This window comes from Geobacillus sp. GHH01, assembly GCF_000336445.1.
GTDB lineage: Bacteria > Bacillota > Bacilli > Bacillales > Anoxybacillaceae > Geobacillus > Geobacillus zalihae.
The window spans coordinates 2,545,135-2,569,833 of record NC_020210.1; the positions used below are offsets into that span (position 1 = coordinate 2,545,135).

Here is a 24,699-nt window from a genome sequence, read left to right on the forward strand (position 1 = left end):
CGAAAGGAGGAAGCTGCTATGAGATACAGTCGGCCCCCGATGATGCCTTCTCCGTTTGCCGGAAGGCCGCCAGCCCCGTTCGCCCGCATGCCGGCGCCGCCTTTTGGCCCCAGCGGCCCCGGCGGCTTCTTGGCCCGCTTGTTTTCGCGCGGGCAGCCGCCGGCTGCTGCATCGTCTCCGTGGGGGCTGCCGTTTTTGTCCAACGCCGCTAACACCGCCGCATCCAACACGGGCGGCGGCTTGGTTGGCATGTTAAACAACGTGCAAAAAATGCTTGGCATCGCACAAAACGTCATGCCGATGGTGCAACAGTATGGACCGCTCATCCGCAATCTTCCGGCGATGATCCGCATTTTCCGCGAGTTGAAACCGGCCGATGAAGGGGAAGGCGAAACAACGTCGGAAAGCGCACCGGCCAACGAAACGAAACAAAAGCCGGCCGCCAAGGCGCCAAAAAAACGCTCCGTTCCGCAGGCAAAGCGCGAAGAGCCGCAAGAAAAAGAAGCACCGGCCGCCCCGAAGCCGTCCAAGCCGAAACTGTATATCTAGTTTCTTTCCCCGCCCTAGCGCACCCGCTGTTTAGGGCGGTTATTCTTTGTCTTCTCCCCGGTGCTCCGATATAATGGAAGGTGAACAACCGCCGCACAACCGGCGGCAGGGAGGGAATATGATGGAAGTGATTAAAATTACCCCGCGCGGGTATTGCTACGGGGTGGTCGATGCAATGGTCATCGCCCGCAACGCGGCGTTGGACCCATCTTTGCCGCGTCCTATTTACATTCTCGGCATGATCGTCCATAATAAGCACGTCACGGACGCGTTTGCCGAAGAAGGCATCATCACGCTCGATGGAGAAAATCGTTTGGAAATTTTGGAAAAAATCGACCATGGCACCGTCATTTTCACCGCCCACGGCGTCTCACCGGAAGTGAAAAAACGAGCGCTCGAAAAGGGACTTGTCACGATTGATGCGACATGCCCCGATGTGACAAAAACGCATCGGCTCATCGAACAAAAGCTCGCCGATGGCTACGATATCATCTATATTGGCAAAAAAGGACATCCGGAACCGGAAGGAGCGGTCGGCATCAATCCGGAAAGAATCCATCTTGTGGAAACCATCGATGATGTCGAACAGCTGTCCATTCACAATGAGCGCATCATGGTGACAAACCAAACGACGATGAGCCAATGGGACGTCGCCGATATCATGGCGAAAGTGAAAGAAAAATACCCGCACGTGGAAATGCATAAAGAAATTTGCCTGGCCACCCAGCTCCGACAAGAAGCGGTCGCTGAGCAGGCGAAGGAAGCCGATGTGACGATCGTCGTCGGCGACCCGCGCAGCAACAACTCGAACCGCCTCGCCCAAGTATCGGAAGAGATCGCCGGCACGAAGGCGTATCGCGTCGCTGATGTGACGGAAATCGACATCAACTGGATTAAAGATGCGAAAAAAGTCGCTGTCACCGCCGGCGCTTCCACCCCGACGCCGATTACGAAAGAAGTGATCGACTTTTTGGAGCAGTTTGACCCGAACGACCCATCGACATGGAAGAGGGAACGGAAAGTGCCGCTGCAAAAAATCTTGCCGAAAGTGAAAACAAAGAAAGAAGAGTGACGGTTGTTTCATCCATAAAGAGAGGCTGTCTTGGACAAACGGTTGAACCGCTCATCCAGGACAGCCTTTTTCGTTGGCCGTTCATACGAACTGAAACGGATCAGTATGGACGCTGGAAGCAACCACTTCCGCCTCCCATTGACGTTTCGAGAGCTCAGTGATTAAGTATCGGGCTACGCCTTCTTTCATGATTTTTTCTGCATGATGTCCCGGATCAATGATGTGAAGGCCGAGCGCTTGGGCGTCATGGGCGGTGTGGTAATACACATCCCCTGTCACGTATACGTCCGCCCCGGCCGATGCGGCGGCAGCGACAAACTTATTCCCATCCCCGCCAAGCACCGCGACCGTTTGCACGAGATCATCCAGCCGGCCAACGACGCGCACCGCCGGAACGGAAAACGCCGTTTTCACCTGCTCGGCAAAAGCGCCAAGCGTCACCGGCTGCGGCAGCCGGCCAATGCGCCCGAGCCCGAAGCGGCGGCCTTCATTGTCAAGCGGATAGATATCATAGGCCACTTCCTCATACGGATGAACAGCCAGCATCGCCTGAATCGCTTCCCGTTCAAGAGAGGCCGGCACGATCGTTTCGATGCGCACTTCCTCAACTTCCTCGAGCCGCCCTTGCTCGCCGATGAACGGCCGCGCCCCTTCGTGCGGCAAAAACGTGCCGACGCCGCGGCTGTTGAACGTGCAATGGCTGTAGCGGCCGATATGCCCGGCGCCGGCATCGCCTAAGGCCTTCCGCACCACCTCAGCATGCGTCACCGGCACATAAACAACGAGCTTTTTCAACGGTTCGGTATACGTCGGCACAAGCACAGCCGTATCGTTTAAGCCGAGCGCCTCGGCAAGCCAATCGTTCAGACCGCCATCGGCCACATCCAAATTCGTATGGGCGGCGTACACCGCAATGTCATGCTTGATGCACGCGGCGATCATCCGCCCGTGCCCATCATCAGTCAGCAATTGCTTCAGCGGGCGGTACAGCGGCGGGTGGTGGGCGATGATTAAATCCACTTGCTGATCGATCGCTTCGACAACGACATCTTCGAGCACATCAAGAGCGATCATCACTTTTTTGACCGGCTTGTTTAGCGTCCCGATTTGCAGACCGATCCGATCCCCTTCCATCGCCAACTGTTTCGGAGCAAGCTGCTCAAGAAGCTGAATGATTTCATAACCGTACGGAACGCGGCTCATAACAACGCCTCCTCCACCAATTGAACTTTTCTCTCCAGTTCACGCTTTTTCCGCTTGGCCGCTTCACTTTGCCCTTTGGCCGTCAAATCAGCGATGATCCGTTTCCAATTTTCAATCTCGCACTTCCACTTTTCGCGGAACACCTCGCTGTTTTCCCGGCGCAAAAACGGTCCAAGGAGCAGCTCCGCCTCGAGATGGCGATACGGCCGTCGGGGGGCGCCAGGCTCGGCGACGAGTACTTCATAAATTTGCCCATCTTCTTTCAAAATGCGCTCAGCCACGAGCTCCCACCCATGATCAAGAAGCCAACGGCGAACAAGTTCCGCACCGATGTTCGGTTGCAAAATGAGCCGTTTGACACCGGCAAGCTTTTCCTTTCCGTCGCCCAAAATGCGGGCGATCAGCGCCCCACCCATGCCGGCGATCGTGATGCAGTTCACCTCCCCCGGGGCAAGGATCGAAAGCCCATCCCCTTTGCGCACGGAAATGAGATGAGAAAGCCCGGACTTCTCGACTTGCTGCTGCGCTAGGCGGAACGGTCCGTCCGCCACCTCGCCGGCAATGGCTTTTGATGCGTAGCCGTGCAAGCAGGCATAGCAAGGCAAATACGCATGATCCGATCCGATGTCAGCAAGCACCGCCCCTTTTGGAATGAATGAGGCGACCGTTTCCAGCCGTTTCGACAGGCGAAATTCGTTCATAGCACCGCAATGGCTACCAACCTTCCGCCACCTGCAGCGCGAAGGCGGTTCGCCTTCCCCTCCTTTCCTCTCCAACACCGCGCGCCTCTATTGTACTAAACAAAACATCCCCTTGCCAAAAAGCAAAGGGATGTTCACCATCCATTATTTTAAACCGGCGAGCCATTTCGCCATGGCATCGGCTTTATCCGCCGGCACAAGCCCTGGCGGCATGTTGCCGCGCCCGTTTTGCAGGACATCTTTAATTTGGTCCATCGACAGCCGTTGCCCGACCCCTTTCAACGATGGACCGACGCCGCCTTCATAGTTTTGGCCGTGACAGCCAGAACACGTTTGTTGGTAAAACTGTTCTGGGTTGAATTCGGCCGTTTGTTCCGTTTTTTCGCCGCCTTTTTTCTCTTTGGCCATTTCCTTCGCATCGCCTAGCCCTTTAAACGACAAGACGAACGTCAGCACAATCCCGAATGCCATGATGATGAAAAACGGGATGAGCGGATTGCGGTTCATCTCTTTTACCTCCCTTATGTATAATGAAGAACGCTGCAAACAATTTTATTTTACTGTAAATAATGGACAAGGAAAAGCCCTAAGTTGCCGAAATGGCAACAACACGCCTCAGCGCCACCAGATGGCAGCGGTTACAAGCAACGCCCCGCTGACAGCGGCGAGCGAAAAGTAGCGAAGGTGAAGCAGGCGGCCGACAACAAACCAGAGAACACAGTTTCCGAGCACGACAGCTGCTAGCGCACCCGTTTGCCTGGGAAAATACCGATCAACCTCAAGAATGGATGCCACAAGCAAAATCCAGGCGCTTCCGATGAGCGGAAAGTGAAGGAGCTCCCGCTTGTTCCGCCACCGCCAACAAAAGAACAAGCAGGCAGCCAAAAATAGGGCGAAAAGGAGCGTTTGCAAAACGAATGACAATTCAGTAAAATAAATGACAAGAGCAACGGCTGGAAGCAATAAACAGAGACCAGCGGCGAGCGAGCTGCGCCACCGTCGTCCGTGCGAACGGGCGTCTCCTTCCGTGTACAACGCGAGCAAATAGTCGCAATAATGTTCCGGCAGAAGGCGCGAACGTTTCCAATATTCGATTTCTTGGATGATCGTTTCCCGTCGTTGCCGATTCATAGATAGACCACCTTTCCCATAAAGAAAGAAAAAATAGTTTACTTCCGAAGAAGTAAACTATCGAACAAAACGGTCACTCTAAAAAGTCTTTCAGCCGTTTGCTGCGGCTTGGATGGCGCAGCTTGCGCAACGCTTTGGCTTCAATTTGACGGATGCGTTCGCGCGTCACGCCGAACACTTTGCCGACTTCTTCGAGCGTCCGCGTCCGTCCGTCGTCAAGCCCGAAGCGGAGACGCAGCACATTTTCCTCGCGATCCGTCAGCGTATCAAGCACATCTTCGAGCTGCTCTTTCAACAGCTCGTAAGCAGCGTGCTCGGATGGCGATGTCGCGTCTTGGTCTTCGATGAAATCGCCAAGATGCGAGTCATCTTCCTCGCCGATCGGCGTCTCGAGCGACACCGGTTCTTGGGCGATTTTCAAAATTTCCCGCACTTTTTCCGGTGTCAAATCCATTTCCTCGGCGATTTCTTCCGGCGTTGGTTCGCGCCCGAGGTCTTGGAGCAATTGCCGTTGGACGCGGATCAGTTTATTGATCGTTTCGACCATATGAACCGGGATGCGGATCGTCCGCGCCTGATCGGCGATCGCCCTTGTGATGGCTTGGCGGATCCACCACGTCGCGTACGTGCTGAACTTGTAGCCTTTCCGATAGTCAAACTTTTCGACCGCCTTGATCAGCCCCATGTTCCCTTCTTGAATCAAATCAAGAAAGAGCATGCCGCGGCCGACATACCGTTTGGCGATGCTGACGACGAGGCGGAGGTTCGCTTCCGTCAGCCGGCGTTTCGCTTCTTCATCGCCTTGCTCGATCCGTTTCGCCAGTTCGATTTCCTCTTCCGCCGACAACAGCGGCACGCGGCCGATCTCCTTCAAGTACATGCGCACCGGGTCATTGATTTTGACGCCTGGAGGAACGGACAAGTCATTTAAGTCGAATTCTTCCTCTTTGGCCAAGTCGTCGATGTCCGGATCGGCCTCAAGGTCAGATTCGCTGATCACTTCAATGCCCTGCTCAGCGAGGTATTCATAATACTCATCCATCTGGTCGGAGTCCAAATCAAAGCCAGACAACCGCTCAGCGATTTCCTCGTAGGTGAGGATCCCCCGCTTTTTGCCGAGCTCAGCGAGTTGCTCTTTCACTTGTTCAAGCGATTCGCCGGCAGCTTCAGCCTGCTTTGATTGGGCTGGTTTTTCAGCCATTTCATTACCTCCTTTAAAAACTCATACCACCATGTTATGAAGAAGATAACATTTTTTTCATCTCAATCATCTCTTTCGCGATGCGGGCGGCCGTCAAAAAGTCTTTTCTTCGCTCCGCTTCCGTCTTTTCTTGCTCTTTTTCCTTTAGCATTAACCATTTCGGGTGATTCAACACATGCCGGATGCAATCGGCAAGCTCCCGCTCGGAAACGTCGTCTGCGACCAACAAAAGCGACAGCTCGCTCGCCAGCGTCCGCAACTCGCCGGGAAGCCGAGACATGAGCGCGCTGGGGTCGGCTTCATGCCCCTCTTCGTAAAAGGCGTAAATGTAAGCAGCCAACGCCCGATGCTCTTCGATATTAAATCGGCCGCCGACCTTCTCCTGAACGATGAACGCCACATCGCGGCTCCGCATCATATGGGCAAGCAGCAACCGCTCGGCATTTTGAAAGGCCGGAAGCAATTTTTTCGTCAATGCCGGCTGGGACGGTTTTCCGCCGTCGTTCACCTGCGGCTTTGGCTGTTCCGGCTTGGAGCGGGACAACTGTTCGTAAAGCGCGGAGAGCGACAGCGAAAACTCATCCGCAAGCTGGCGCATATAATAATCTTTTTCCACCGGGCTCGACAGCTTGCTGATTTCTCGGAGCGCTTCCTCGATATAACGGAGCCGGTCGCCTTCTTCCTGCAAATTTTTTCCCCGCCGCAAACGATCCATTTTAAACGCCATGAGCGGCCGGGCGGCGGCGATCTCTTCGGCAAAACGGTCGGCGCCAGAAGTGCGTATATATTCATCTGGATCCAGCCCGTCCGGGAGCAACGCTACCTTCACGCGGCACCCGAACGCGCTCAATTGTTCGGCGGCGCGCCAGGCGGCTTCCGTTCCGGCGCTGTCGCCGTCATAGCAAATCGTGACCGTTTCAGCATGGCGGCGCAAAATGCGTGCCTGCTCCTCGGTCAGCGACGTTCCCATCGTTGCCACCACATAGTCAACGCCGGCCTGCACGGCAGAGATGACATCGGCAAACCCTTCAACGAGCAGCGCCTCTTGACGCTTGCGGATTGACACGCGCGCCTCGTGAAAAAAATACAAAAGCGTGCCTTTGCGGAAAATCGGCGTTTCTGGGCTGTTCATGTACTTTGGTTGCCCGTCGCCAAGCAGACGGCCGGAAAAACCAACCGTCTCGCCGCGATGATCATGGATCGGAAACATAATCCGATTCCGGAAGCGGTCGACGTATCGCCCGTCTTCTTTTTTCACCAACAAGCCCGCCTTTTCCATCAACACCAACGGAAACGAACGGCTCTCCAGCAGCTTGACGGCGGCATCAGGAACATCCGGCGCATAGCCGATTTCAAATCGGTCAATCGTTTCTTTTGTCCACCCGCGCACCTGCAAATAATCGAGCGCGGCTTGTCCTTCTTTTGTATGGACAAGCAAATGATGGTAAAATCGTTTCAACAACGTGTGTGCTTCGACCATCGCCTTCGCCTCGTCGGCTCGGCTGCCATCACTCCCGCGGCCGTCCAGCTCATAGGCGGACAAGTCGATCCCTGCTTTGGCCGCAAGACGTTTCGCCGCTTCCACAAACGGAATGCCTTCGATATCCATTAAAAACGTAAAGGCATTCCCCCCTGCCCCGCAGCCGAAGCAGTGGAAAATTTGCTTTTCTGGGGAAACGGAAAACGATGGCGTCTTTTCTCCGTGAAACGGGCATAAGCCAAAATAGTTGCGGCCTTGCTTTTTCAACTGGACGTATTCGCCAATGACGTCAACGATGTCAACGCCGCGGCGGATGGCTTCAATCGTTTCCTCGGGAATGCGATGTCCCATACGAACAACCCCGTATCGTATTTATTCTCGGCAGCAAGCCGATTTTCCTTTCCATTTCGACAAATTTTTTCAAAACGTTCGTTTCGCCCCCTTGCCCGTAAAGTCGGCTGGCTTGATCATCCGCTTCCCGCCCCTCAGCCCGCCGTCTGGACAAAGATTCATCAGAGCGGTGCATCTCGAAGATGCGCTTCGGTATATTATATTTCAGCAAGAAAAAGAAAATTTCACTTTTTTCTTGACGATCTTATGCAACAGATGACCGCGCTCTCAAAGCAAGGGTTGCTTTACACCCCCTATTATTCTACACCATCGCAAAAAAATCCTGCTTTTTTGCCGAATGATTGACAACTTTGTCGAAAATCTTTTTTTCGTTCTTCTTGACAAGCGGCTATAAATAGTTTACTCGTCTCATGGCCGCTCTAAACCTATATAGGTCATTTTTCTCGCAATTTTTTATTATAATATAAGTGGCGGCAATATGCCATAAGAAAACGCACGACTCCAATCAAGAAATCGTGCGGATGAGGCGAAGCTAGCGCTTCAACTTTTTCATAATGATGCTCGCCGTCTCTTCGACCGCCTTGTTCGTCACATCGATGACGTCGCAGCCGATTTTTTTCACGACTTCATCAAAATAAGCGAGCTCCTCTTTGATTCGATCCATATTGGCGTAAATCGCCTGGTCGTTCAGGCCGAGCGATTTCAGCCGCTCGCGGCGGATCGAAAGCAGTTTATCCGGACTGATTTTCAAGCCGAAGCATTTCCCCGGACCGACTCGAAACAGCTGCTCCGGCGGCTCGACCTCTGGAACGATCGGCACATTCGCCACTTTCAGCCGCTTATGCGCCAAATATTGCGACAGCGGTGTTTTCGATGTGCGCGATACGCCGATGAGCACGATATCGGCGCGCAAAATGCCGCGCGGGTCGCGCCCGTCATCGTATTTGACGGCAAATTCGATCGCTTCAATCTTTTTGAAGTAATCTTCGTCAAGTACGCGCACTTGACCCGGCTCATATCTTGGCGTCAGCTGGAACAAATGGCTCATCTTTTCAATGAGCGGACCGATGATATCGTATGCGACGACCCCTTCGCGCGCCGCTTCGGCGAGCAAGAATTCCCGCATCTCCGGAACGACGAGCGTAAACGCGATAATGGCGCGGTTCATTTTCGCTAAAGCGACGACTTCAGCCAATGTCGTTTTATCTTCCACATACGGGACGCGTTTCACTTGAATCGGCGAGGCGTGAAACTGGCTGGCCGCGGCTTTGACGACAAGCTCGGCCGTTTCTCCGCCGGAATCGGATACGACATAAACAAGGCGCTGGTTCATTCTTCTCCTCCTTTGTTTGGATTAGTCCTCTTTGGCTAGCGACACGAATGCTTTCGTTATATTCGTTTTCGTAATACGGCCGATCACTTCATATCCTTTCTCCGTTTTGCGCACGACCGGCATAGCATCGATCTGTTTTTCAATCAGCTGTTCAGCCACGTCAATGAGCGGGTCGTCCTTGTAGCAAACGGCGATGTTCGGCATCCGCGTCATAATAATATTGACCGGGATCGCCGTCAGTTCCTGCTTGCCAAGGCTTGCGCGCAACAAATCTTTGCGCGACAAAACGCCCGCAAGCAACGACTCGTCATCGACGACAAACAGCGTGCCGACGTCCTCTAGAAACATTGTGACGATCGCATCATAGACGCTCACATTCTCATTGACGACAACCGGAATCGATTGGTAATCCTCGACTTTCATCTTTTTCATTTTATCGGCGAACAGCTGCTTGCCGGTTTTTCCCGTATAGAAATAGCCGACGCGCGGCCGCGCTTCCAAGTAGCCAGCCATCGTCAAGATGGCCAAATCCGGCCGCAGCGTCGCCCTCGTCAAGTTCAGTTTCTCCGCGATGCTTTCTCCGGTGATCGGCCCGTAGTCTTTCACAATTTGCAAAATCTGCTCTTGGCGTTTATTTAGTTCGATCGTCGTTCACCACCTTGCCAAAAAAGGTCCCACACGCTATCACTCTCATTTATATTATACTACACGCCCCATTCACAATGAAAATGATGCTCCTTGCCCTCCGTCGGGGCTGAGCTTGTCTTTCAGTTCACCGATTTGCTGCAAAAAACGCTTCGTCTTCAGCGACAGGCCGGCATATTCATCATAATAGGCGGACAATACGGCGCCCAGCTCCATCTTTGTGCTTTCTTTCACCGATATGGACCCAAGCCGAGCAAGATCGATATGAAAAAAGAGGCGCAACAGCCGGACGGAAGCCGAAGAGAGCGGGAACCGATGGGGATCGGACGCCTCGCAGCGATGGCAAAGGAAGCCCGCCTCCTTGACGGAAAACGAGAAGCGCCCCTCCGTCGCCCCGCAGCGGGCGCAACGGTCCAGCACCGGCGGAATGCCAAGCACTGCAAGCATTTTCATTTCGTAAATGAACGTCAAAATCTCTAAATCGCGGCCTTCGCTCATATATTGTAGTGTCTGCAAAAGAAGCTCAAACAAGTACGGATTGCGCTTTTGCTCTTCCGTGCTTTTGTCGGTGAGCTCTACAATATACACCGCATAGGCGGCGGCAAACAAATCTTCGCGCAGCGCCCGCATCGAGTCGATGAGCTCTCCCTGGTGAAGAACGCCGACGCCGCGGCTGCGGCGGATGACATAATGGCCGTATGAGAGCGGCTGCGTAACAGCAGAAAGGCGGCTGCTTGGCTTTTTCGCTCCCCTTGCCATCGCAGCCACCTTTCCCCATTCTCGGGTAAACAATGTGACAATTTTATTTGTTTCGCCATAATCGACCGTCCGCATGACGATCGCTTCACACGTTTCGAACATCCCATCACCACCGCTTCTACCAACAACGATGCTACGAGATCGGCTGGTCGATTTCGTTCTGTTCAGCGTTTTGCTCTTCACCGCCAAACTGTTGCTCTCGTTCCAACTCTTTAAATAGGAGGTACGTGTCGATATTGCCTGTTTGGCTAAACAACTTCCACGTGAACTCAAGCATGGAATGACACCTCTTTCCGCCTGCAGGCATTGCGTATTGGTGGTCTACCTATAGCTTGGCTCAGGCAAAAACGGTTTATGTCGCGTAAAATTTTCTAACCGTCAATACTCGTCTTCACGGAACCCGAAATCACGCAGCTGCGCCATACGGTTGCGCCAGTCTTTTTGCACTTTGACCCACAGTTCTAAAAACACTTTGGATCCAAGCAGCGCTTCGATGTCAGCGCGCGCCCGCTGTCCGATTTCCTTCAGCATCCGGCCTTGCTTGCCGATGATGATTCCTTTTTGCGAATCGCGCTCCACCACGATCACCGCGCTAATGTACACCGTTCCTGATCCTTCTCGCCGCTCGATGCGTTCGACGACGACAGCAATCGAGTGCGGAACTTCCTCGCGCGTTAAGTGAAGCGCTTTCTCGCGAATGAGCTCGGCGATGATAAACTGCTCCGGATGGTCAGTAATCTGGTCCGGCGGATAATATTGCGGCCCTTCCGGCAGCCGCTCTTTAATTTGCTCAAGCAGGCGGTCGACATTGTTCCCTTCAAGCGCCGAAATCGGCACGATTTCAGCAAACGGGTACAAATCTTTGTATCGGTCAATGAGCGGCAGCAATTCATCCGGATGGACGCGGTCGATCTTATTGATGACTAAAAACACCGGGGTGTCCACTTCTTTCAGCCGTTCGATGATGAACGCCTCACCGCGCCCAAATCCTTCCTCGGCATTGACCATAAACAAAATCAAATCGACTTCGCGAAGCGCATTGAGCGCCACTTTCATCATAAAGTCGCCGAGCTTATGCTTCGGTTTGTGCACCCCAGGCGTGTCGATAAAGATGATTTGCGCGTCATCGTCCGTGTACACGCCTTGAATCTTATTGCGCGTCGTTTGCGGTTTATCGCTCATAATCGCGATTTTTTGCCCGATGACGCGGTTTAAAAACGTCGACTTTCCTACGTTTGGTCTTCCGATAATGGCAACAAATCCTGATTTGTATCCTTCTTTACGCATGCAAATCCTCCGCTGAAAAAGCTTCTGGCAGCAATTCGCTGACTGTCATGACTTTCACATCGCCTTTGAGGTTGGCTAAAATGACTTTCATATCGCCGTGGCAAAGTTCGGCGATCACTTGGCGGCATGCGCCGCACGGCGGCACCGGGCGGGGAGTGTCGGCGATGACCGCAAGAGCCGTAAACTCCTTCTCCCCTTCCGAATATGCCTTAAACAACGCGGTCCGCTCCGCACAATTGCACACGCTGTAGGCGGCGTTTTCAATGTTGCAGCCGCGGTACACACTGCCGCCTTTCGTCAACAGCGCGGCGCCGACTGGAAACTTCGAGTACGGCACGTAGGCGAGTTCGCGCGCTTTTTTCGCTTCGGCAATGAGCTGCTCCATCTCCACGAGTGACTCTTCCTTTCCTGCAAGCAAACGCTGCTTTCTTTTATTTTACAAAAAAACGCCATCCATTTCATCATTTGAAATCAAAATGTAACAGAAAAATTAGAATTTTCTCTCTCATTCGTTTAGCGAAGATGCGGCCAAAACAGCAAAATGCCGATCACAACCGCAAATCCGGCCGCCGAGAGCACCGCCGCGGCAGCGATGTCTTTCGCCGCTTTCGCCAACGGATGAAACTCACCCGTCGCCAAATCGACGGCGCGCTCAATAGCCGTGTTGACGAGCTCAAGCGCAATGACCGTGCCGACTGTCATGAGCAGCACGATCCACTCCCAGCGCGACAGCCCAACGACCCACCCGGCGGCAAAGGCGACAACAGCGGCCGCCAAGTGGAAGCGCAAATGAGCTTCCTCTTTCACCGCCGCCTTCATTCCCGCCCACGCCCAAGCAAACCGGTCTCGCTCTCGTTTGCCGCGCATTATCTTGTCAACCCGAACCTCGCCAAGATGTCTTCCTGCTTGGCGAACATGACGCGCTCTTCCTCTTCTGTCCCATGATCGTAACCAAGCAGGTGCAAGAAACCGTGCACAGCCAAAAACCCGAGCTCGCGCATGAACGAATGCCCATAGGCCGCCGCCTGCTCTTTCGCCTTCGGAATCGAAATGACGATATCGCCGAGCACCGGCGGCATATCAGCGCCGACGATGTGAACCTCTTCTTCCCCTTCCTCCTCAAGAGCAAACGAAAGCACATCGGTCGGCGCATCTTTGCCGCGATAGTCACGATTCATCGCGCGGATGCGTTCGTTGTCCACAAATGTGACGCTCACCTCCGCCCCGTCCGGCACGTTTTCAAGGGCCGCCGCCTCAGCGAGCAGCCGCTCGATCGTCTCGATTTGCTCAGCGGTCACCTCGTTCGTTTCATCTAGAAAATCAATGTGAATGGTCATGCATGCTTCACCTTTTCCTTTCGTACTTCTGGGTATTCGATGCGCGAATGGAAGACGCCGTTTAACGTCTCGCAAAGCGAACGGGCGACGAGTTCCAACTCCTTCAGCGTAATGTCGCACTCGTTCAGCTGGTTGTCCTGCAAGCGATCAGCGATGATCGACCGGACGATCTTCTCGATTTTTTCCTGCGACGGGTTGGATAGCGAGCGAACAGCCGCTTCGACGCTGTCGGCGATGTTGATGACCGCCGCTTCTTTCGTCTGCGGCTTCGGCCCGGGATAACGAAACTCCGCTTCCGAGACAAACTCGGTTTGCTCGCGCGCCTTATGATAAAAATACTTCAGCAGCGTCGTGCCGTGGTGCTGTTCGGCGATGTCGATGATCTCCTTCGGCAGCCGGTGCTTGCGCAGCAAAGCGACGCCGTCGGCGACATGGGCGATAATAATATTTTTGCTCAACTGCGGCGACAAATGGTCATGCGGATTGCCGCCTATTTGATTTTCGATGAAATAGCGCGGCCGCTTCGTCTTGCCGATGTCATGGTAGTAGCAGGCGACGCGCGCCAGCAAGCCGTCGGCGCCGATCGCCTCGCACGCCGCTTCGGCCAAATTGGCGACCATAATGCTATGATGGTACGTCCCCGGCGCTTCAGTGAGCAACTTGCGCAAGAGCGGATGGTTCGGATTGGACAGTTCAATGAGCCGAAGCGGCGACAAAATGCCAAACGCCGCCTCCAACACCGGCAAGAGACCGATCGTCAAAATGGCAGAAAAAACCCCTGAGGCCGCCGCCATCAGCACCAACAAACCGATTTCCGTCGGCGAATAGCGGCCGTTTTTTAACAGCAACAGCGAAAAAAGCGAAACGATATTGACCGCGGCGACAAACACGCCGGCCCGCCAAATGTTCGCTTTCGCCAGCTCCTTTGGCAGACAAAACGTCCCGGCCAAGCCGCCGGCAAGAAAGTAAACAATCAACGACACCGACACCGCGCCGGCCGTTCCAATTTCCTCATTGAACAGCAAACTGCCGCACACTGCTCCGATGATGGTCGTCATCATCGCGAGCCGCTCTCCGAGCAAAATGCGGACGAGCATCGGCCCGAACGCCGCCGGCACAAGGTAACCGATGGAAACAGCGCCGCTAGATGGCAGAAGGCGAATGAGCGCCATTGTCGTCATCATCAACGCAAAAATGGCTGTATAAAGCGACAGCTTTTCATTCGTCGTTTCCGTCCGAAAATAATAAATGAGCGGAGCAAGCAGCAACAAAACGAACACCAAAAGCCCAGCGGCGGTCCAAGACGGACGCCCGCTCTCAAGCAAGCCGACCAGCTCGAGCCGGCGGTAAACATCATTCGTGATAAACTGTCCTTCCTCGACGATCACTTGCCCTTGCAAAATTTTCACCGGCTTCACTTCATCCATCGCCTGCCGCCGTTTTTCTTCCGTCGCCGCCCGATCGTAGACGACGTTCGGAATGACCGCCTGTCGGCAAAGCTTCGCGACCGCCTCGCGAAGCGGCGGCGACAGCGCAGCGTATTCAAGCTCTTTGGCCGCTTCCGCCCGCGCCGTGTCAAGTTCCGCTTGGGAAATGCGCTCGCTCATGACGGCATGCACCGCGGTCAAGGCGGCTTCCTTCGCCGTCTTGAGCTCCTCCGGCGAGGCGGCAAGCAGCCGTTGCCATTCAGCGGCAGACAGATAGGCAAGCCATTCCGGCGGCAGCCGTTCCTCAAGTTTGGCGATCATATCGCCGAGCGGGCGGTCCGGCTCCGCCTCGCGCTGCACGCTTTCAATCGCGGCAAACAGCGAGGAAAGAAGGTCGACCCGGTTTTCGGCATATTCTTTTTTTAACGTATAGACATCCGCTACTTTCGCCGCCGCCTCTTCTTTCAGCTTGGCGGTCGCCTCTTTGTCCTCGACCGTCACCGGCGAACGGATCGTTTCCTTCGCGACGTCAAACAGGCGCAGCTCATACTGGCGCGGCTTCACTTGCCAATACAAAACGGCAAACAACAGAACAGCCAAAAGCAAAAACAGCCAAAAGCGGACAAAGCGGACTGTTTTTGTCCGCTCAAGAAAAAAACGAAACCTTCCCACCGGTTTTCCCCTCGCTTTGCAAGAAAAGACCGATCCCGTCGCTCTCGTTCTATAAGCCCGCCTCATCATAGGCGTCAATAATTTTCGCGACGAGCGGATGGCGAACGACATCCGACTGTTCCAAAAACACAAAGGCGATGCCGCCAATGGAGGCCAAAATGCGCTTGGCGACCGAAAGCCCCGATTCGACGCCCTTCGGCAAGTCGACTTGGGAAATATCGCCGGTAATGACCATCTTCGAGCCGAAGCCGAGCCGGGTCAAAAACATTTTCATTTGCGCTGGCGTCGTATTTTGCGCCTCGTCAAGAATGACGAACGCATCCTCCAGCGTCCGGCCGCGCATATAGGCGAGTGGGGCGATTTCAATCGTGCCGCGCTCAATCAACCGCTGCGTATACTCCGCTCCCAACACATCGTTTAAGGCATCATACAGCGGGCGCAAATACGGGTCAACCTTCTCTTTTAAGTCGCCTGGCAAAAAGCCGAGGCTTTCTCCAGCCTCAACGGCCGGACGAGTCAAAATGATGCGCTTGACGCTGCCGTTTTTTAACGCCTTGACCGCCATGACGACCGCCAAATACGTTTTTCCGGTGCCGGCTGGGCCGATGCCGAACGTCAAGTCATACTGTTCAATTGCTGCAACATAATAGCGCTGGCCCAACGTTTTGACGCGGATCGGCTTCCCTTTGGCGTTTTTTGTAATCTCCTCGTCATACAGCTGAACAAGGCCGTCAAGCGCTCCTTTTTTTGCAAGCTGAATGGCGTAAAGAACGTCGCGCTCGCTGACCGCCGCCCCTTTGCGAATGACGATCAATAAATGGCGAAGCAATTCATCAACGAGCTGAACTTGCTGCGGCGTGCCGGAGACGTTGACCGTTTCCCCGCGCGTCACAATCGACACGCCGAGCTCTTCCTCGATCCGCTTCAAATGGATGTCATGGACGCCAAAGAGCGCCGCCGCTTCCTGCGGGTTTCGCACATGTTGGCTGATCGTAACGAACTGCTCTGACATTCTCAATCTCCTTGGACGATGGGTTGTGGTACAGCAATATTTTCAATGACTTCGTAATGCAATTCTACCCTTACTTTACCATTCTCTTTCGCCTGATGCAAAACTTTTTCGCTGCGAATGGCCGCCTCCTCCGGCAATTTCGCCCGCAGCTCGCGGCGGGCGATCTCTTTCGCTTCCGCGAACGCTTCTTCCCACGTGTAGCGCCGCTTCACTTCTTCCGCCTCGCGGATCGTGATGCGCTCGTAATAGAGCGGCAAGTCCCATTTCCAAAAGCGAAACGGCCGTTTTTCTGTCTCAACGATGGTATGGGCAAACACCGGCTTCTTCCATCCCCAAACGGGAATCAAAAGGCGCCCGATCCCAACATAATGCCGTTCGGTGAACTTGCCGGTCAACACATGAAACGTCGTCTCGAGCGGCAGGACGACCGTAGACTTGTACCATGTTTCACCAAACACTTTCCCTGACGCCGGCACAAACTTCGTCCTCCCTTCAGCGCCGATAATGCCAGAAACAAGCAGCTGGCCTTTTTGCACATAGTCGTTGACGGAAACGAGCGGTTGTCCCTCTTCAACGAACAAATCAGCGATGACCGCCTCTTTTTTTGCCACGAGATGACGCGGCGGAATCGGTTTTTTCGGCTCCGGAATCTCTTTTTCAACGACGCGGAAGTGAAGCGACGTCCCTTTCCACTCAACGCCGACCCACGTGATGTCCGGAACGCGTTCCGTCAGCTTTTTTTGCAGCGTCTCCGGGTCATCAAGCAGAAACTGAAATGCGCCGCGCTCGACTCCCATTCGCTTCAACTCGCGGGCGATTTGATGCTCCGTCTCTGGAGCCGCCCCTTTGATTTCGATCTTCCAAACGATGTTCGAAAGCAAAAACACCATCGCGATAAAAAGGAGCAAGCCGAGCCAAAACCCGCTGTTCCGCCAGGCCCGCCGCCAAAAAAACGGCAGCCCGGTTCTCCCGACAAACGAAAGTTTGCATTCGCTTTGCCGGGCGACATGGCGCAGCCGTTTCACGTCGCTGAGCTTAATGAAAAACGTCGCGGTATCCGCGCTATGCTTTTTCACGTTCCAGACGGCAATCCCTTGGCGGACGCAGGCGTTGATCAACCGTTCGATCCCTTTCCCTCTCGCTTTGACCCGCACGCTGCCGGCGAGCGTGTCGACCCATTCGTTTTTCATCTCCGTTCCTCCTCGCTATTCATCTATATAAACGACTTGGCTGATTTTTCCTTCCAACAAAATTTCTTCCGGCAAAATCGTTTTAATCACAAACTGTTCGCCGCGGACAACGAGCTGTCCGTTCCGCAGCAAAAGGCGGAGCTCTTTATCGCTGAACGCGAGCAGCCCGCGGTGGTTTTCAATGTAAATATGTATGTGCCCAACCATCGTAATGCGGGGCAGATCCATCATAATGTCGGCGGGAAGTTCAAGCTTTTCCGCCATCCACCGCTTCATCTGCTGGCGCCATTTTTTCACCATCAAAAAGAACCCCCTTTCATCTCATATGTATGAGACAAAAGGGGGTTCTAGCACCGCTTTTCAAAAACAACGGGCCCGCCTGCCGGCAAGGCCCATTGCATTTATGACAGCTGTTGTTGGACAAGTTTGTTGACGAGCGAACCATCCGCTCTTCCTTTCACTTTCGGCATGATCGCGCCCATCACTTTTCCCATATCCGCTTTCGAAGAGGCGCCGACTTCCTTGATCGTCTGCTCGATCAAATCGCGCAGCTCGTCCTCTGTCAGCGGCGTTGGCATATACGATTGAACAATTTCAATTTCGGTTTTCACTTTTTCGACAAGATCTGAACGGCCAGCGTTTTCAAATTCTTGGAGGGAGTCTTTACGCTGTTTCAGTTCGCGAGAAAGAACCGTCAGCTCTTCGTCTTCCGAGAGCGGGCTTTTGCCGAGCTTGATCGCTTCGTTTTGCAGCGCCGCTTTCAGCATCCGGAGAACAGACAGTTTTTCTTTCTCCTTGTTTTTCATCGCCTGCTTCATATCGTCATTCAAACGATCGAGAAGACTCACCGATTATACACCCTCTTTAATGCATGCTCTTAGTGCTTGCGCTTTCTAGCCGCCTCAGATTTTTTCTTCCGTCTGACGCTTGGCTTTTCATAAAATTCGCGCTTTCTCACTTCTTGCAAAGTGCCCGTTTTCGAAACGGCACGCTTAAAGCGACGAAGAGCGTCGTCGATCGACTCATTTTTGCGAACGATCGTTTTGGACATCCTGCTTCCCTCCCTCCGAACAACAACCATTGCATATTGTACTTGTCAATTATAATACATGCTGACAGAAAAGGTCAATAAAAAAAAGCAGCGGCGGCCTGCTGGCCGCCTCTTCCCCGCGCTGAAAAAACGGTCATCACCCGCGGACAAGGCCCATACATATAGGGTGAAAGGGGAGTCGCCCATGGGGTCGTTTCTGATGCTGTTTGCCATTTACACCGCTTTGTTTCTTCTTGGCATGTTTATGATGAAAGCTGGGCTTTACACGTTGTCCGGCCATCGGTTAAAACGGTGGCTCATGCGCTTTACCGCCACGCCGCTGCAAGGATTTGCCGCCGGTTTGGCGACGACCGCTCTCCTGCAAAGCAGCTCAGCGGTGATGGTGATGATGGTCGGCCTTGTCGCCGCCGGCTACTTGTCGTTCCGCCAATCGATCGGCATCATTTTAGGCAGCAACATCGGCTCGACGGTCACGACCGAGCTGATGACGCTTGATATCGGCGATGGCGCCATCCCACTTCTTGTCAGCGGCGCGCTGCTTGTTTTTTTCGGCCGCCATCGCCTTGTTCTCGGCATCGGCATGACCACTGTCGGCCTCGCCGCTGTGCTGTTTGCCATGGACGGCTTTGGCAGCCTCGCTAAACCGCTTGCCGCCTATCCGTTCGTTGATGCATGGCTTAAAGAAACGAACCGATCCGTCGCTGTCGGCCTTCTTGTCGGCATCGTCCTCACCGCTCTCGTTCATTCGAGCGCGGCAACGATCGGCATCGCCATGGGATTTTTAAACGAACAGCTGTTGACGCTGTCCGCGGCGATTGCTCTGTTGCTTGGCGCCAACATCGGTACGTGCATCACCGGGCTTTTGGCTTCGATCGGCTCCAGCAAAGAGGCCCAGCTGACCGCCTACACCCATCTATGGCTGAACGTCGTCGGCGCCGCTTTGTTCGCCTTTTGGACCGAGCCGCTCGCCAGTTTTGCCGCCAGGCTCAGCCCAGCGCCTGATGTGCAGCTCGCTCATGTGAGCGTCTTGTTCAACGTCATTTGCTCAGTGGCTGCTCTTCCATTTGTCGGCGCCATCGAAAAGGTCATTCTGTTTTTGCATGACCGAAACCGAGCTTAGTAGTCAGCGCGGCCCGTCCCGCCGGTGACGATCTCCACTCCAGAGCTCGTGCCGATGCGCGTCGCGCCGGCGTTGATCATCGCTTCTGCCGTTTTCCGGTCGCGAACGCCGCCTGATGCTTTGACACCTGCTCTGTCGCCGACCGTTTTCCGCATCAGCGCCACATCCTCCACCGTCGCACCTCCGCCGGAAAACCCGGTCGACGTTTTCACATAATCAGCGCCGGCTTTCACCGCAAGCTGGCAGGCGCGCACTTTTTCCTCATCGGTCAAAAGCGCCGTTTCAATGATCACTTTGACAAGCGCCCTGCCAGCCGCCGCCTCGACGACCGCGCGAATGTCGCGCTCGACAAGCTCGTCTTGCCCGCTTTTTAACGCGCCGATGTTGATCACCATATCGACTTCGCGGGCGCCGTTTTCGATGGCGTTCATTGTTTCAAACGCCTTTGTTTCCGGCGTCGTCGCCCCAAGTGGAAAGCCGATGACCGTGCAGACGCGGACATCGGTGCCGGAAAGTTCACGCGCCGCCGTTTTCACCCACGTTGGGTTGACGCACACGGCAGCAAAGCCGTATTGCTTTGCTGCCGTGCACAGTTGCACGATTTGTTGTTCTGTCGCTTCCGGTTTGAGCAGCGTATGATCGATCATTTTCGCGATATTCATCGTCATTCGGAGAAACCCCTTTCTGCCATTTCCGTCAAGATGGAAGGTCTGACGTCTACCATCATACCATGCTCCCTCGACAAAAACTAGCCATCCGTATTGTCTCCGGAAAAAGACAGAAAAAACCCAGCAACTAGGCTGGGTTATGAGCTCCATTTGACCGAACGGGCCATTTCATCCGGCACAACGCGGACGAACTCTCCTTCATTGTACGGATAGCCGGCTTTCGTAATCTTCACTTTGACAAGTTCACCGACCATTTCCTCGGTTGCCGGGAAGCGGACTTTCAAATAGTTGTCTGTATAGCCGACGTACAAATCCGGCCGCTCTTTGTCGCGCTCTTCCGGGATGACCTCGAGCACTTGCCCTTCAAAACGGGAGGCGTACTCTTTCGCCAATTGATCGGACAGAGCGATCAAGCGGCGGACGCGGTCATGCTTCGTTTCTTCATCGATTTGGTTCGGCATGCGCGCCGCCGGCGTGCCGGTCCGCTTCGAATAAGGAAAGACATGCAGCTCGGAAAACCGTTGTTCACGAATAAAGTTGTACGTCTCCATAAATTCGTCTTCCGTCTCGCCTGGGAAGCCGACGATGACGTCAGAAGTCACCGCCAGCTCTGGAAACACTTCGCGCAGCCGGGCGAGCCGCTCCGCGTAAAATTCCACCGTATATTTGCGGCGCATCCGCTTGAGCACCGTATTCGACCCAGACTGGAGCGGAATGTGCAAATGGCGGACGATTTTCTCCGACCGCTTCAGCACATCAATCACTTCATCGGTGATTTGGCTCGCCTCAATCGACGAAATGCGGAGCCGCCGGAGCCCCGGCACTTGCTCGTCTAAATCGCGCAACAAGGACGCAAAGTTATAGTCTTTCAGATCGGTGCCATAGCCGCCTGTATGAATGCCGGTCAGAACGATTTCTTTATAGCCGGCGGCAACCAACTGGCGCGCCTGGCGGATGATTTCCTGCGGATCGCGCGAGCGCATTAAGCCGCGCGCCCACGGGATGATGCAAAACGTGCAGAAGTTGTTGCACCCTTCTTGGATCTTAAGCGACGCCCGCGTCCGATCCGTGAATTCCGGCACATCCATCTCCTCAAAAACGCGCGTTTTCATAATGTTGTGAACAGCGTTGATCGGCTGGCGCTCACGCTGGAACTGCTCGATGTACTCTAAAATTTTATGCCGGTCTTGCGTGCCGATGACAATATCAACGCCCGGAATGGCCATGACCTCAGCCGGCGATGTTTGCGCATAGCAACCGGTCACGCAGACGACGGCGTCCGGATTGCGGCGCACCGCACGACGGATGACTTGACGGCTCTTTTTATCGCCGGTGTTCGTCACCGTGCACGTGTTGATCACATACACATCCGCACGGCTTTCAAACTCTTTTCGCTCGTAGCCGGCTTTTTTAAACAGCTGCCAAATCGCTTCGGTTTCGTAATGATTGACTTTGCAGCCTAGTGTATGAAAAGCCACTGTCGGCATCTTGTTCACCTCACTCTGCCCCCCGCTTAAGGATCAGCGGGACCGAACTTTTATAAGAAACAGCCAATGTTGCTCACTAAGCGCGCTCCGCTTCGCCGTTCGGCGCGCGCAGCTCCCATTCATAAGAGGCGGCGGAAAGCAAATAGAGCGGAGCTGTTTCGGTCCGCAAAATGCGCGGCCCAAGGCTGCACGGCGAAAAACCGTGCTGCCGAAGCTGTTCTGCTTCTTCCGGGCTGAACCCGCCTTCCGGCCCGAAGACAGCCAGCAACGCGCCGCCCGGACGGAGGCGGGAAAGAAGCGCCGGAAGCGCGGCATGCCGGGCGTTTCGCGCCTCTTTTTCGTAGGCAAACAGCCGAACATCGACCGTTTGGCCAAAGGCGAGGAGCTCAACAAACGAAAGCGGCGCCCGCACGTCCGGCACCACCGTTCGTTCAGCCTGCTCAGCCGCTTCTTTCGCGATTTTTTTCCATCGCTCGACTTTTTTCTCCGCCTTTTTCGCGTCCCATTTCACGACCGACCGGGCGGCTTCGAACGGAAGAAAGCCGGCGGCGCCGAGCTCTGTTCCTTTTTGGATGACGAGCTCCCACTTTTCACCTTTCGGCAGCCCTTGGGCGATGTAGATGCGCACCGGCAGCTCGCTTCGCTCCTCTTTCCATTGTACAATACGGGCTTGCACATGCTCATTGGCAATTTGTTCAATTTCACACACCGCCGTGCGCCCGTCTGGAAAGACGCAAATGATCCCGTCCCCCGGCTTCATGCGCATGACGCGGGCGATATGATGGGCATCATCGCCGCTGATCGCGACGATCCCGCCTTGTTGCGCCTGGCCGGAAACGAAATAGCGCTGCACAGCCATCCCTTCTTTGCTTACGGTTTCATGGCGACAACCGCCACCCAGTCTTCCATCACGTTGATTTCCTCAATGGCAAAGCCGGCGGCAAGCAACCCGTCTTTGACGTCCTGCTTTTTCGCCTGAATGATGCCAGACGTGATGAAGCGGCCGCCTGGCTTTAACAACCGGTAGGCGTCACCAGTAAAGCGCAAAATGATTTCCGCTAAAATATTGGCGACGATCACATCAGCCGGTTCCTCGATATGGTCGAGCAAATTGTTTTGTGAGACCGTTACGATATGCTGCACCTTATTGAGCTTCACGTTCAGCCGCGCGCTGTCGACCGCCACCGGGTCCAAATCGAGCGCCCGCACCGACTGAGCGCCAAGCATCGCCGCGGCGATGCTTAAAATGCCGGAGCCGGTGCCGACGTCAATGACATGATCGCCGGGGCGCACGTACTTTTCAAGCGCCTGCAGACACATGACCGTTGTCGGGTGCGTGCCGGTCCCAAACGCCATGCCCGGATCCATTTCGATGATCAGCTCATCACTAGACGCCGGCTCGTACGTTTCCCACGTCGGCACGATCGTAAACTTTTCGGACACTTTCACCGGGTGATAATGCTTTTTCCACGCCGTTGCCCATTCCTCTTCATTTACTTCGCTCAATGTAATTTTATTTTTGCCAAGGTCGATATCATACATCCATAAATTGTTAATCGCCTGCTTAATTTGTTCGACCGTTTCGCCAAGAAAACTGTTGACCGGCAAATATGCCTTAATGATCACCCCTTCTTCCGGATAGTCGTCCGGGTTGAGCTCGACGATCTCGCCGTACCAGTCGTCCCGTTCTTTGACCAAATCGTATGGGTCTTCGATGACGACACCGCCGGCGCCCGCTTCATGCAAAATGTTCGAAATCGCCTCGACCGCCTCATGCGTCGTATGAATGCTGATTTCTGACCATTTCATCGCGCTTACGCTTCTCCTTTAAACGCCTTTTTGACTTTCTCAAAAAAACGGCCGTGCGGCCCGTCGTGCATCGTGTCTCCGCCGAGCCGATCAAACTCGCGCAACAGCTGCTTTTGCTTTTCGGTCAGCTTCGTCGGCGTCACAACGCGGACAATGACGTGCTGATCGCCTTGGCCGTAGCCGCGCACGTTCGGCACCCCTTTTCCCTTCAAGCGGAAGCGCGTGCCCGTTTGCGTGCCGGCCGGGATTTTCAGCTTTACATGGCCATGGAGCGTCGGCACTTCGATCTCATCGCCGAGCGCCGCCTGGGCGAACGACAACGGCACTTCGCAATAAATATCGTCGCCGTCGCGTTTGAAAAACTCATGTGGTTCGACTCGGAAGATGATGTACAAATCGCCCGGCGGCCCGCCATTGACCCCTGGCTCCCCTTGGCCGGCGACGCGCAGCTGCTGGCCGTCGTCGACGCCGGCTGGAATTTTGACGTGAATTTTTTTCCGCCGTTTGACGCGTCCCGTGCCGCCGCACGTTGGGCATTTCTCCGGAATGTACCGGCCCGTGCCGCCGCAGACGGGACATGTCCGGCGGTTGACGATGCGGCCAAATGGCGTCGCTTGTTCGCTTGTCACTTGCCCGCTGCCGTGGCAATGCGGACAAGACGTCGGGCTTGTGCCCGGTTTCGCTCCGCTGCCCTGGCACGTGTCGCACGTCTCTTCCCGCGGAATTTCAATTTCCGTTTCTTTTCCGAACGCCGCTTCTTCAAACGTAAGCGTCATCATATACTCGACATCCGCGCCTTTGCGCGGACCGCTCGCCCGCCTGCGCGGACCGGCGCCGAAAAACGTTTCAAAAATATCTTCAAAACCGCCAAAGCCGCTAAAGCCGCCGAAATCAAACCCTCCGCCTTGGAATCCGCCGCCGCCAAACGTTTCGTTCGGGTCGGCATGGCCGAAGCGGTCGTAGCGGGCCCGCTTTTCATCATCGCTTAACACTTCGTACGCCTCTTTAATTTCCTTAAACTTCTCCGCGGCGTCCGGGGCTTTGTTCACATCTGGATGATACTGCTTCGAAAGCTTTCGATACGCTTTTTTGATCTCGTCTTTCGTCGCGTTTTTGCTGACGCCGAGAATCTCGTAATAATCGCGCTTCGCCATCGTTGATCATCCACTCCCGATTCACTCACATAAATTTAATTTTATCATTTCCCTCTGCGG

28 protein-coding genes are annotated in these 24,699 nt (G+C 54.5%); 3 read left to right on the forward strand and 25 right to left on the reverse strand.

What is annotated here, in order from left to right; genetic code table 11:
* The first annotated feature begins 18 nt into the window (after window positions 1-18).
* Both vrrA and GHH_RS12570 read left to right on the forward strand, forming a co-directional pair.
* A complete protein-coding gene (vrrA, locus tag GHH_RS12565; RefSeq protein ID WP_015375423.1) occupies window positions 19-549 on the forward strand; it encodes a VrrA/YqfQ family protein in 531 nt (176 codons plus the stop codon).
* Between the two features lie 121 nt (window positions 550-670).
* Window positions 671-1,621 carry a 4-hydroxy-3-methylbut-2-enyl diphosphate reductase gene (locus tag GHH_RS12570; protein WP_015375424.1) on the forward strand — a complete coding sequence of 317 codons (951 nt, stop codon included), beginning with the start codon at window positions 671-673 and terminating at the stop codon, window positions 1,619-1,621.
* Between the two features lie 81 nt (window positions 1,622-1,702).
* Here GHH_RS12570 and GHH_RS12575 read toward each other — a convergent pair whose 3' ends face one another.
* The 20 genes from GHH_RS12575 to rpsU all read right to left on the reverse strand — a co-directional run bounded on the left by GHH_RS12575 (window position 1,703) and on the right by rpsU (window position 18,401).
* Window positions 1,703-2,824: a Nif3-like dinuclear metal center hexameric protein gene (locus GHH_RS12575; RefSeq protein ID WP_015375425.1), complete on the reverse strand. Its 1,122-nt coding sequence runs from the start codon at window positions 2,822-2,824 to the stop codon at window positions 1,703-1,705.
* Window positions 2,821-3,525 carry a tRNA (adenine(22)-N(1))-methyltransferase TrmK gene (locus GHH_RS12580; protein ID WP_021322327.1) on the reverse strand — a complete coding sequence of 235 codons (705 nt, stop codon included), beginning with the start codon at window positions 3,523-3,525 and terminating at the stop codon, window positions 2,821-2,823. The genes GHH_RS12575 and GHH_RS12580 overlap by 4 nt, the downstream gene beginning before the upstream one ends.
* Window positions 3,526-3,669: 144 nt before the next feature.
* A complete protein-coding gene (gene cccA, locus GHH_RS12585) occupies window positions 3,670-4,032 on the reverse strand; it encodes a cytochrome c550 (protein ID WP_015375427.1) in 363 nt (120 codons plus the stop codon).
* Between the two features lie 108 nt (window positions 4,033-4,140).
* On the reverse strand, window positions 4,141-4,656 hold the full coding sequence (locus GHH_RS12590) for a hypothetical protein (protein ID WP_015375428.1): 516 nt from the start codon (window positions 4,654-4,656) through the stop codon (window positions 4,141-4,143).
* A gap of 73 nt (window positions 4,657-4,729) precedes the next feature.
* Entirely contained in the window at window positions 4,730-5,857 is a 1,128-nt protein-coding gene (rpoD, locus tag GHH_RS12595; RefSeq protein WP_011231962.1) for an RNA polymerase sigma factor RpoD, read from the reverse strand.
* 34 nt (window positions 5,858-5,891) lie between these two features.
* Window positions 5,892-7,688, reverse strand: a complete 1,797-nt coding sequence (gene dnaG / locus GHH_RS12600; RefSeq protein WP_015375429.1) for a DNA primase — start codon at window positions 7,686-7,688, stop codon at window positions 5,892-5,894.
* 532 nt (window positions 7,689-8,220) lie between these two features.
* Window positions 8,221-9,021, reverse strand: coding sequence for a pyruvate, water dikinase regulatory protein (locus GHH_RS12605; protein WP_011231964.1), 801 nt, complete (start codon window positions 9,019-9,021; stop codon window positions 8,221-8,223).
* 21 nt (window positions 9,022-9,042) lie between these two features.
* A complete protein-coding gene (locus GHH_RS12610; RefSeq protein ID WP_272945229.1) occupies window positions 9,043-9,666 on the reverse strand; it encodes a helix-turn-helix transcriptional regulator in 624 nt (207 codons plus the stop codon).
* Window positions 9,667-9,738: 72 nt separating this feature from the next.
* Window positions 9,739-10,527 carry a DNA repair protein RecO gene (recO, locus tag GHH_RS12615; RefSeq protein WP_011231966.1) on the reverse strand — a complete coding sequence of 263 codons (789 nt, stop codon included), beginning with the start codon at window positions 10,525-10,527 and terminating at the stop codon, window positions 9,739-9,741.
* A 31-nt stretch (window positions 10,528-10,558) separates the two neighbouring features.
* Window positions 10,559-10,702, reverse strand: coding sequence for a YqzL family protein (locus tag GHH_RS18415; RefSeq protein ID WP_015375430.1), 144 nt, complete (start codon window positions 10,700-10,702; stop codon window positions 10,559-10,561).
* 101 nt (window positions 10,703-10,803) lie between these two features.
* A complete protein-coding gene (gene era / locus GHH_RS12620; RefSeq protein WP_015375431.1) occupies window positions 10,804-11,712 on the reverse strand; it encodes a GTPase Era in 909 nt (302 codons plus the stop codon).
* On the reverse strand, window positions 11,705-12,103 hold the full coding sequence (locus tag GHH_RS12625; RefSeq protein WP_015375432.1) for a cytidine deaminase: 399 nt from the start codon (window positions 12,101-12,103) through the stop codon (window positions 11,705-11,707). The genes era and GHH_RS12625 overlap by 8 nt, the downstream gene beginning before the upstream one ends.
* Before the next feature lie 122 nt (window positions 12,104-12,225).
* Window positions 12,226-12,579 (reverse strand): diacylglycerol kinase family protein, encoded by a 354-nt coding sequence (locus GHH_RS12630; RefSeq protein WP_015375433.1) that lies wholly within the window; start codon window positions 12,577-12,579, stop codon window positions 12,226-12,228.
* A complete protein-coding gene (ybeY, locus tag GHH_RS12635; RefSeq protein WP_011231971.1) occupies window positions 12,579-13,049 on the reverse strand; it encodes an rRNA maturation RNase YbeY in 471 nt (156 codons plus the stop codon). Before ybeY ends, GHH_RS12630 begins: the two co-directional genes overlap by 1 nt.
* Window positions 13,046-15,148, reverse strand: coding sequence for an HD family phosphohydrolase (locus GHH_RS12640; protein ID WP_011231972.1), 2,103 nt, complete (start codon window positions 15,146-15,148; stop codon window positions 13,046-13,048). Before GHH_RS12640 ends, ybeY begins: the two co-directional genes overlap by 4 nt.
* A gap of 49 nt (window positions 15,149-15,197) precedes the next feature.
* Entirely contained in the window at window positions 15,198-16,160 is a 963-nt protein-coding gene (locus tag GHH_RS12645; protein WP_011231973.1) for a PhoH family protein, read from the reverse strand.
* A 2-nt stretch (window positions 16,161-16,162) separates the two neighbouring features.
* Window positions 16,163-17,350: a sporulation protein YqfD gene (gene yqfD, locus GHH_RS12650; protein ID WP_015375434.1), complete on the reverse strand. Its 1,188-nt coding sequence runs from the start codon at window positions 17,348-17,350 to the stop codon at window positions 16,163-16,165.
* Between the two features lie 15 nt (window positions 17,351-17,365).
* Window positions 17,366-17,650 carry a sporulation protein YqfC gene (yqfC, locus tag GHH_RS12655; RefSeq protein WP_013144709.1) on the reverse strand — a complete coding sequence of 95 codons (285 nt, stop codon included), beginning with the start codon at window positions 17,648-17,650 and terminating at the stop codon, window positions 17,366-17,368.
* 101 nt (window positions 17,651-17,751) lie between these two features.
* Window positions 17,752-18,198 carry a GatB/YqeY domain-containing protein gene (locus GHH_RS12660; protein WP_013144708.1) on the reverse strand — a complete coding sequence of 149 codons (447 nt, stop codon included), beginning with the start codon at window positions 18,196-18,198 and terminating at the stop codon, window positions 17,752-17,754.
* A gap of 29 nt (window positions 18,199-18,227) precedes the next feature.
* Window positions 18,228-18,401 carry a 30S ribosomal protein S21 gene (gene rpsU, locus GHH_RS12665; protein WP_008879912.1) on the reverse strand — a complete coding sequence of 58 codons (174 nt, stop codon included), beginning with the start codon at window positions 18,399-18,401 and terminating at the stop codon, window positions 18,228-18,230.
* Window positions 18,402-18,585: 184 nt separating this feature from the next.
* Between rpsU and GHH_RS12670 the strand changes: the two genes are divergently transcribed.
* Window positions 18,586-19,521 (forward strand): Na/Pi symporter, encoded by a 936-nt coding sequence (locus tag GHH_RS12670; RefSeq protein ID WP_015375435.1) that lies wholly within the window; start codon window positions 18,586-18,588, stop codon window positions 19,519-19,521.
* On the opposite strand, the gene deoC is transcribed toward GHH_RS12670, so the two are convergent.
* The 5 genes from deoC to dnaJ all read right to left on the reverse strand — a co-directional run bounded on the left by deoC (window position 19,518) and on the right by dnaJ (window position 24,639).
* Window positions 19,518-20,189, reverse strand: a complete 672-nt coding sequence (gene deoC / locus GHH_RS12675) for a deoxyribose-phosphate aldolase (protein ID WP_015375436.1) — start codon at window positions 20,187-20,189, stop codon at window positions 19,518-19,520. The two genes, GHH_RS12670 and deoC, sit on opposite strands and share 4 nt — an antisense overlap.
* Window positions 20,190-20,326: 137 nt before the next feature.
* Complete coding sequence (gene mtaB, locus GHH_RS12680) at window positions 20,327-21,676, reverse strand: tRNA (N(6)-L-threonylcarbamoyladenosine(37)-C(2))-methylthiotransferase MtaB (RefSeq protein WP_015375437.1); 1,350 nt, start codon at window positions 21,674-21,676, stop codon at window positions 20,327-20,329.
* Window positions 21,677-21,752: 76 nt separating this feature from the next.
* Window positions 21,753-22,529, reverse strand: coding sequence for a 16S rRNA (uracil(1498)-N(3))-methyltransferase (locus GHH_RS12685; protein WP_015375438.1), 777 nt, complete (start codon window positions 22,527-22,529; stop codon window positions 21,753-21,755).
* A 17-nt stretch (window positions 22,530-22,546) separates the two neighbouring features.
* Complete coding sequence (gene prmA / locus GHH_RS12690) at window positions 22,547-23,485, reverse strand: 50S ribosomal protein L11 methyltransferase (RefSeq protein ID WP_015375439.1); 939 nt, start codon at window positions 23,483-23,485, stop codon at window positions 22,547-22,549.
* A gap of 5 nt (window positions 23,486-23,490) precedes the next feature.
* Entirely contained in the window at window positions 23,491-24,639 is a 1,149-nt protein-coding gene (gene dnaJ, locus GHH_RS12695) for a molecular chaperone DnaJ (RefSeq protein WP_013524167.1), read from the reverse strand.
* Window positions 24,640-24,699 lie beyond the last annotated feature (60 nt).